The 7,814-nt window shown below is 72.6% G+C and carries 6 protein-coding genes and 2 pseudogenes; 3 read left to right on the top strand and 5 right to left on the bottom strand.

Annotated features, from left to right (window positions below; all coding sequences use genetic code 11):
- The 5 genes and pseudogenes from ACFW2E_RS36035 to ACFW2E_RS36015 all read right to left on the bottom strand — a co-directional run.
- A pseudogene (locus ACFW2E_RS36035) lies at positions 1 to 211 on the bottom strand (cellulose-binding protein); the annotation flags it as partial.
- A gap of 116 nt (positions 212 to 327) precedes the next feature.
- Positions 328 to 1,647: a radical SAM protein gene (locus tag ACFW2E_RS36030; RefSeq protein WP_384472974.1), complete on the bottom strand. Its 1,320-nt coding sequence runs from the start codon at positions 1,645 to 1,647 to the stop codon at positions 328 to 330.
- Between the two features lie 58 nt (positions 1,648 to 1,705).
- On the bottom strand, positions 1,706 to 2,380 hold the full coding sequence (locus ACFW2E_RS36025; protein WP_384472971.1) for a pyridoxamine 5'-phosphate oxidase family protein: 675 nt from the start codon (positions 2,378 to 2,380) through the stop codon (positions 1,706 to 1,708).
- Positions 2,381 to 2,474: 94 nt separating this feature from the next.
- Positions 2,475 to 3,542 (bottom strand): LacI family DNA-binding transcriptional regulator, encoded by a 1,068-nt coding sequence (locus ACFW2E_RS36020; RefSeq protein WP_384472968.1) that lies wholly within the window; start codon positions 3,540 to 3,542, stop codon positions 2,475 to 2,477.
- A 52-nt stretch (positions 3,543 to 3,594) separates the two neighbouring features.
- Positions 3,595 to 4,602 carry a hydroxyacid dehydrogenase gene (locus ACFW2E_RS36015; RefSeq protein WP_384472965.1) on the bottom strand — a complete coding sequence of 336 codons (1,008 nt, stop codon included), beginning with the start codon at positions 4,600 to 4,602 and terminating at the stop codon, positions 3,595 to 3,597.
- Positions 4,603 to 4,711: 109 nt separating this feature from the next.
- On the opposite strand from ACFW2E_RS36015, the gene ACFW2E_RS36010 reads away from it, so the two are divergent.
- From ACFW2E_RS36010 to ACFW2E_RS36000, 3 genes and pseudogenes are all read left to right on the top strand, one after another.
- Positions 4,712 to 5,965 carry an FAD-binding protein gene (locus tag ACFW2E_RS36010; RefSeq protein ID WP_384472962.1) on the top strand — a complete coding sequence of 418 codons (1,254 nt, stop codon included), beginning with the start codon at positions 4,712 to 4,714 and terminating at the stop codon, positions 5,963 to 5,965.
- Positions 5,966 to 6,091: 126 nt separating this feature from the next.
- Positions 6,092 to 7,339 (top strand): annotated as a pseudogene (locus ACFW2E_RS36005) (ROK family transcriptional regulator).
- A gap of 177 nt (positions 7,340 to 7,516) precedes the next feature.
- On the top strand, positions 7,517 to 7,720 hold the full coding sequence (locus tag ACFW2E_RS36000; RefSeq protein ID WP_384472959.1) for a hypothetical protein: 204 nt from the start codon (positions 7,517 to 7,519) through the stop codon (positions 7,718 to 7,720).
- Positions 7,721 to 7,814 lie beyond the last annotated feature (94 nt).

Below are 7,814 nucleotides of genomic sequence, written 5' to 3'. Positions count from 1 at the left end.
GCAGCCGGGAGGGGCTGCGGGCGGCGCTCCGGGCCACCGCGGCGTCGGCGGCCCGTACCTCGCGCATACCGTGCCCGAACGCCTCGGTGGCCAGCCGGACGGCCTCCGGTGATCCCGCCGTGCACAGACGGGCGTACGACAGCACCGTGTCCCAGCACTCGGCGAACAGCGCGGCCTCGGCGGCGTCCTGCGGGCTCGGCGGGTCGGACATCGGACTCCTGCATCCACGGGCGAGGCCAACTCGTCACGCGATCGGCGGAGTTGGCGACCGGTGTCGCGGCAAGCGCAGAGCTTGGCACGTCCGCGGCAGGGCTGACAAGCGCCCGGTCACACCTCCACAGGCGCGTCCTCCGGGAGGCTGTCCATGAAGGAGCTGACGGAGAAGACCGCGTTGCCGGCACCGGGCGGGCCGTAGCCGGGGGGCGAGGAGAGGCCGAAGTCCTCCATGGTCTGCCGGTAGGCCTGGAGCAGGCGGATGTGGTACTCCAGCGGCGCGCCCTGCGGGTTGGCCTTGCCCAGCGGGGTGGTGGGCTCGGGGCACCAGGTGGTGAAGCGGGGCGTGATGCCGTGCGACATGAAGAAGCGCAGGCCCTCGGTGGTGGAGTCGATGGCCTCGTCGACCGTCTTGAAGCCGAACGGCTCGGCCATCTCCACGCCCGCCACGAAGTTGGGGATGACGTTGCGCGCACCGAAGACGTCCGCCGAGTCGAGGATGCGCCGGTGCCACTCGTCGCGGCCGACGTAGCGCTCCTTGCCGGGGCAGTACAGCTCGAACAGGCGGCGGTCCCACACCTCGTAGTTGGGGTGGTAGATCTGCACGCCGTAGTCCTTGAACCGCTGGACGTCGTCCTTCGGCAGTGCCTGGGCGACCACCTTGCCGATCCACCGGCCGGGGAAGCGTTCCTCGATGGCCTTGGCGTAGTGGCCGTAGAAGTCGGCCTCGTCACGGCCCGCGACCTTCGAGGTGACGGCGCCGCCGGTGAGCGTGTAGGCCGTGGACGCCTTCTGGGTGTCGTACCGGTCGATGATCTCCAGCGCCTCGAGGACCTCGTCGACGTCCTTCACGCCGGTGTAGGGCCGTCCGGCCGCCTTGTGCTGGCGCCAGTTGTGGTTGATGTCGCAGTACTGGCACTCCTCCTTGGCGCCGAAGTACTGGCACACCCGGAAAACGGTCAGATAGATCAGGTAGCCCCACTGGATGGTGGGGGCCACCTCCATCACGGACTTCCCGTTGGAGAGGGTGTGCCGGTAGTACTCGGGCATGGGCGGCACGCCCACGTCGGCGATCCGCTTCCCGTCGAGATAGAGCCCGAGGAGCCCCTCGTCGTCGGCGGCGACCCGGTACGGCGAGGACGGGTTCACCCGCACCGACACGACGGTCCGCCGCAGGTCGTAGGGCCCGCCGGTGAGGATGATCTCCTCCGGGGGCCGCCTGAGCGCGGCCTCGCCCAGTTCCGGCAGGGTGCCGTGGTCGAAGGAGAAGATGAAGTACGACTTCGGCTTGACCTCGCCGCTCTCGTTGTCGGAGAGCGCGGACGCGTCGAAGGCGACCCCGCCCCGGAGCAGGTCCTCCTTGAAGACGGCTTCCCGCGGTACGTGCGGGAACCTCTCCATCAGATCCTCGACCAGCGCGGTGCGGCTGCCCATCCCGTGTCTCCTCCCGGCTCAGGCGTTCGACTCCTCACGGTATGCCCCCGCCTGCGCGTCAGCCGTGCCGGGTCCCCTCGCGCCGTGCCACGTGTCCTGGTACGGGGATGTCCGGCGGCAGCGCCGGGTCGGCGACCGGGGCGCCCCAGACCGAGGTCAGCGGGAGGGTTCCGGCCCACAGGCCCAGCGCCGCGTCGGGCCCGTCGCCGTCTTCGGGCGCACCGGTGCGGATCTTGACGGAGGCCTCCTCGAGGGAGAGGGCGAGGAGGGCGGTGGCGGCGAGTTCCCTGCGGTTCGGCTGCCGGGCGTACGACCACTGGCCGGGCGTCGCGTGCTCGGTGAGCCGGCGCAGGCCCGCGAGCTTCTCCTCGGGGTCGGTGATCCTGCGGGCCTCGCCGTGGATCACGGCGCTGCGGTAGTTGACCCCGTGCTCGAAGACGGACCGGGCCAGGACCAGCCCGTCGACGTGGGTGACGGTGACGCACACGGGCGTGCCGCCCGCGAGGCTGCGGCTGGCCACGGACCCGTGGACGTAGAGCCATCGCTCGTCCCGCCCGTAGACGGTCGGCACGACCAGCGGCCGCCCCTCGAGGACGACACCGAGGTGGCAGACGAAACCGGCGTCCAGGATCGCGTTCAGGTCGGCCCGGTCCAGGCTGCCCTGCTCGCGCAGGCGGCGATGGCGCGTGAGACCGGTGACGGGAAGGCCGGTGGCCGGCGAGTCGGACGTCATACCTCACACGCTACCGATATCGCAGGTGTGACACCAGAAAATTGCCGATTGCGATATCCGCTACGTTAAGGACAACGAAATCCGCAGTCAGCGGTCAGCTCGCCCCGGCCCTCCGTGTCGAATCGCGCAGCACCACATGCGTGCCGAGGACCAGGTGCGGGCCGTCCGGCAGCTCGTCGCGGTGCAGCGCGAGGCGGACTGCGGTGCGGCCCAGTTCCTCCTGCGGGACGTGCACGGTGGTCAGGGAGGGGTGCACGTCGAGGGCGAGGGGGATGTCGTCGTACCCCGCGACGGCGACATCGTCCGGGATGCGCCGGCCGGCCTCGCGCAGGGCCTGGACCGCGCCGGCGGCGATCATGTCGGTGGCGGCGAAGACCGCGGTGAACTCCCTTCCGGACGAGAGGAGTTCACGGGTGGCCCGGTAGCCGTACGCGCGGGAGAAGGTGCCGTCGGCGATCAGCTCGGGGTCGGGTGTCAGCCCGAGGAGTTCGTGGGCCCGGGTGAAGCCGGCGACGCGCTGACCGCTGGTGGACAGGCCCGGCACCCGGCCGAGGTGGGCGATGCGCCGGTGTCCGGAGGCCAGGAGGTGGGTGGTGAGGGCGAAGGCGCCGCCCTCGTTGTCGTAGTCGACGACGGTGGCGGGCACGCCGGGACCGAGCGGCGGGCGGCCGACCAGGACCAGCCGGGAGCCCGCCCGGTCCAGGGCGTGCGCGAAGTGAGTCATGCGCTCCCGGTAGGCCCTGTCCTCCCAGGCCCCGCCCACCACGATCACCGCGTCGGCACGCTGCTCGCGCATGGTGTCGACGACGGACAGGACGCGCCGCGGATCGCCGTGCGTGGTGCACAGCATGCACAGCCGGCCCTCCTTCGAGGCCTCCTCCTCCACGCCGCGGGCGATGTGGGCGCAGAAGGCACCGGTGACGTCGTCGAGCACGACGGCGACGGTCTTGTCGGTGGCGCCGCCGAGGGCCCGGGCGTGGGCGTTGACCACGTAGTCGAGCTCGCGGATGGCCGTCAGGACCCTGGCGCGGGTGGTCGCGGCGACCGGGTAGGTACCGCCCAGGACCCGGGAGACGGTCGACGCGGAGACTCCGGCGCGCGCCGCGACGTCCCGCACGGTCGAGGCGCCCCCGCGCACCGCGGGCCGCGTCCGCTTCACCACGTCCCGGCCCCCTCCGTCGTGTGTCCGGGCCGTCCCGCGAGGCGTGCGCCCCTCACGCCGCCCGCTCGAGGACGGCCGGGTCGACGGCGTGTGCCGGCGCGCGCCCGGCCCGCAGCCGTTCGGCCTCCTCCGCGACCGTCATGCCGAGCCGGGCCAGCTCGTTGCCCTGGGATCCGGCGAGATGCGGGGTGATGAAGGCGTTGGGCAGGTCGAAGAGGGGCGAGTCGGCGGGCAGCGGCTCCGGGTCGGTGACGTCGAGGACGGCGCTCAGGCGTCCGGCGCGGAGCTCCTCGACGAGGGCGTCGTGGTCGACCAGGGCACCACGGGCGGTGTTGATCAGCACCGATCCGGTGGGCATCAGGGCGAGCTCGCGGCGGCCGAGGAGGTGCCGGGTCTCCGGGGTGTGCGGGGCGTGCACGGTGACGGTGTCCGAGGTGCGCAGCAGGTCGTCGAGCGGCAGCAGGGGGACGCCGAGCCGGGCGGCCTCCGGCTCGTCGACGTACGGGTCGGCCAGGCTCACCCACAGGTCGTACGGGCGCAGCAACTCGATCAGCCGGCGGCCGATGCGGGAGGCACCCACGATGCCGACGCGGCGGCCGTAGTTGCCGATGCCGGGGACGATGTCGCCGTAGGGGAAGGCGCGGCGGTCGCGGAGCCGGTCGCGGAAGGCGAGGACGCCCTTTCCGGCGAGCAGGATCATCGCGAGGGTGTACTCGGCCACGGGCAGCGCGTTGGCGGCGGCCGCCGAGGAGACCGTGATGCCGCGCCGCCAGACCTCGGGTGTGGTGAAGCCCTTGACCGAGCCGGCCGCGTGCAGCACCGCGCGCAGTGCGGGGGCCGCGTCCAGGGCCGCCGCGTCCAGAGGGGGGCAGCCCCAGCCGGTGATGAGGACCTCGGTGCGGGCGAGCGTCCTCCGCACCCGGGCGTCTGTGAAATCCTGTGCCACCGGAGTGGTATCGATTTCCACGCTCTCGCGCAGTCGCGCGAGCACCTGCGGCGGGAAGACGTGCGGCACGTTCTCGGCTTTCATGGCGAACATGGCCTGGAGACGCTCGGGCAAGGAAGTGACCTTCCGGCTCGGTGAGGCGCTGATAGCAACCGTTCTCTACGGTAGGTGTCGGCAAATGAGAGGGTCAACGGACATGCACTCACCGGGAGGGTGGACAGGGATGGCGGAGACGGTCACCAACTGGGCGCGCAACATCAGCTACACGGCGAAGGAGTTCCACCGCCCGGGCTCCCTCGACGCGCTCAGGGCCCTGGTGGCCGCAAGCGCGAGTGTGCGGGTGCTGGGCAGCGGCCACTCCTTCAACGAGATCGCCGACCCGGGGTCCGAGGGCGTGCTGCTGTCGATCGCCGATCTGCCGCCGTCGACCGACGTGGACACCGCGGCCCGCACGGTACGGGTCTCGGGCGGTGTCCGGTACGCGGAACTGGCCCGCGCCGTGCACGCGTACGGCCTCGCCCTGCCCAACATGGCGTCCCTTCCGCACATCTCGGTGGCCGGCTCGGTGGCGACCGGCACCCATGGCTCGGGGGTCGGCAACGGCTCGCTCGCGGCGCCGGTGCGCGAGGTGGAGCTGGTCACGGCGGACGGCTCGACGGTGACGATCGCCCGGGGCGAGGAGCGTTTCGACGGGGCCGTGACCTCCCTCGGCGCGCTCGGCGTGGTCACGGCGCTCACCCTCGACCTGGAGCCGGCGTACGAGGTGGAGCAGTACGTCTTCACCGAACTCCCCCTCACCGGGCTGGACTTCGAGCGGGTGGCGGCCTCGGCCTACAGCGTGAGCCTGTTCACCGACTGGCGGGAGCCGGGCTTTCGGCAGGTGTGGCTCAAGCGGCGCACCGACCAGCCGCCGGTGGACTTCCCGTGGGCCGCGCCGGCGACCGAGGCGCTGCACCCGGTGCCGGGGATGCCCGCGGTCAACTGCACGCAGCAGTTCGGGGTGCCGGGTCCGTGGCACGAGCGGCTGCCGCACTTCCGGGCGGAGTTCACGCCGAGCAGTGGGGACGAGTTGCAGTCGGAGTATCTGCTGCCGCGGCCGGCCGCGCTCGACGCGCTGCACGCGATCGACGGCGTCCGGGAGACCGTCGCCCCCGTGCTGCAGACCTGCGAGGTGCGTACGGTCGCCGCCGACCCCCAGTGGCTCAGCCCGGCCCATGGACGTGACTCGGTCGCCCTGCACTTCACCTGGACCGACGACACGGCGGCGGTGCTCCCGGTGGTCCGCCGGGTGGAGGAGGCGCTGGCCGCCTTCGATCCGCGCCCGCACTGGGGCAAGGTCTTCACCGTCCCGGCGGCGGAACTCCGTCGGCGGTACCCCCGTCTCGCCGATTTCCGCGCCCTGGCCCAGGAACTCGATCCCGGCCGCAAGTTCGCCAACACCTTCGTACGGGAAGCTCTGGGTGAAGGCACTTTGTAAACCCCATTTCCTAACCCCTTGTCGAAAGCCCTTCGCGACCCATAGCCTTGCGCCGCGCCGGTGCCGTCGTACTCCGGCACGGACGGCAGGGCCGGGAGGGCCGGGAGGGCCGGGAGGGGCAGCTCGGTGAAGCGCACATCACGTGACATCCGCACCGCGAACCGCTACGAGGTGCTGCGCCAGATCATCGCCGCGTCACCGACCTCCCGTCAGGAGCTGGCGGCCGCCACCGGGCTGAGCCTGGCCACGGTCGCCACGCTCGTCGGCGAGCTGCTCGACCTCCGCATGATCACGGAGGTCGGCTTCGAGGACTCGGCCGGAGGCCGGCCCCGGGGTCTCGTGGCCGTCAACGCGCCCGGAGGCGCACTGATCGGCGTCGACATCGCGGAGACGTACGTCCACGTCGAGTTGTTCGACCTCGCGCTGAACGTCCTGGCCCGCGCCGACGAGGACATTCTCACCTGATATAGCCGCCCGGAGCAGGTGTTCGGCCATGTCGCGGCGGCCGTCGGCTCGGTGGTCGCGCAGGCGGGGGTCGAGGCGGCGCGGGTGCTCGGGGTCGGGGTGAGCGTGCCGGGCCAGGTGGACCGTGACACGGGCGTCGCCGAGTACGCGCCCAACTGGGACTGGCACGACGTGCCGCTGCTCGACCTGCTCTCCGAGCACATCGCGTACCCCCTGTACCTGGACAACCCGCTGCGCGCCTGCGCGGTCGCCGAGCTGTGGTTCGGGGCCGCGCGGGGGCGCGGGGACGCCGTGGTGGTCAACCTCGGCACGGGAGTCGGCGCCGGTCTGGCGCTCGGCGGCGGGCTGCACCGGGGCGTCAGCAACAGCGCCGGCGAGTGGGGGCACACCACGCTCGTCCTGGACGGACGGCTGTGTCACTGCGGCAACCACGGCTGTGTGGAGACGTACGTCGGCGCGCCCGGCATCATGCAGAACCTGCGTGAACTGAGTCCGCAGAGCGCACTGCTGCACCCCGGTGACCAGACGGCCACGATCGACGCGCTGGCCCGCGGGGTCGCCGCGAGCGACCCGGTGGCGGTCAAGGTGGTCCGGGACACCGCACGCTACCTGGGCGCCGGCATCTCCGACCTGATCAACCTCCTCAACCCCGAGGTGGTCGTGCTCAGCAGCTGGGTCGCCGCCCGGCTCGGTGAGCCGCTGCTCGGCGAGGTGCGCGAGGCCGTCGCCCGGCACGCGCTGCGGCGGCCGCTGGCCGCCACCGAGATCGTCCTGTCCCCGATCCCCACCGACCCGGTGTCCCTCGGCGCGGCGACGTTCGCGCTGGAGGGGACGTTGCAGTCGGTCGGGCAGAGGAACAGCACCAAGCGCACCGCGCCTGTCAGGAGCCGTACCGCACCGCCTTCATGACCCCGGAAGGGGTGCAGTCCTGACGCGCACCGACAGATCCTTCCTCGCGACCGCCGCAGCCGCGCCGGCCGTCACGGGGGCCCTGCTCACCGCCCCGCACGCGGGCGCCGCCATGCCGCGGCGGCGCGGTCGTCGTACGACGCGAGGGGCGCCCTGAAGGGCGCCGACGGCCATCCGGTGGCCGGGAGTCCGGGCCTCGCCGCCTCGGCCTCGTACACCGGCGAAGGCACACAGCGCTGGTTGCCGAACTCCAGCGGCCGGATCGTCAAAGAGGCGTCGGGCCGGTGTCCGGCCGTCGGCGGGCAGGCGACCGCCGACGGCAGCGGTGTGATCCTCCACAGCCCCAACGGCGGCGCCGACGAGGCCTGGAACAGCCGGTGACACCCCCTTCGGCCCAGTGGGGCGGGGGGGAGACCCCCCCCCCCGGCGCCCGCCCCCCCCCGCCCCCCCGCGCCGGGCGGGGGAGGGGGGCGGC

It is taken from the genome of Streptomyces sp. NPDC058964, from assembly GCF_042741275.1.
Lineage (GTDB): Bacteria > Actinomycetota > Actinomycetes > Streptomycetales > Streptomycetaceae > Streptomyces.
Note: the sequence above shows the minus strand (reverse complement) of the source record. Positions and strands in the feature narration are given on the sequence as shown.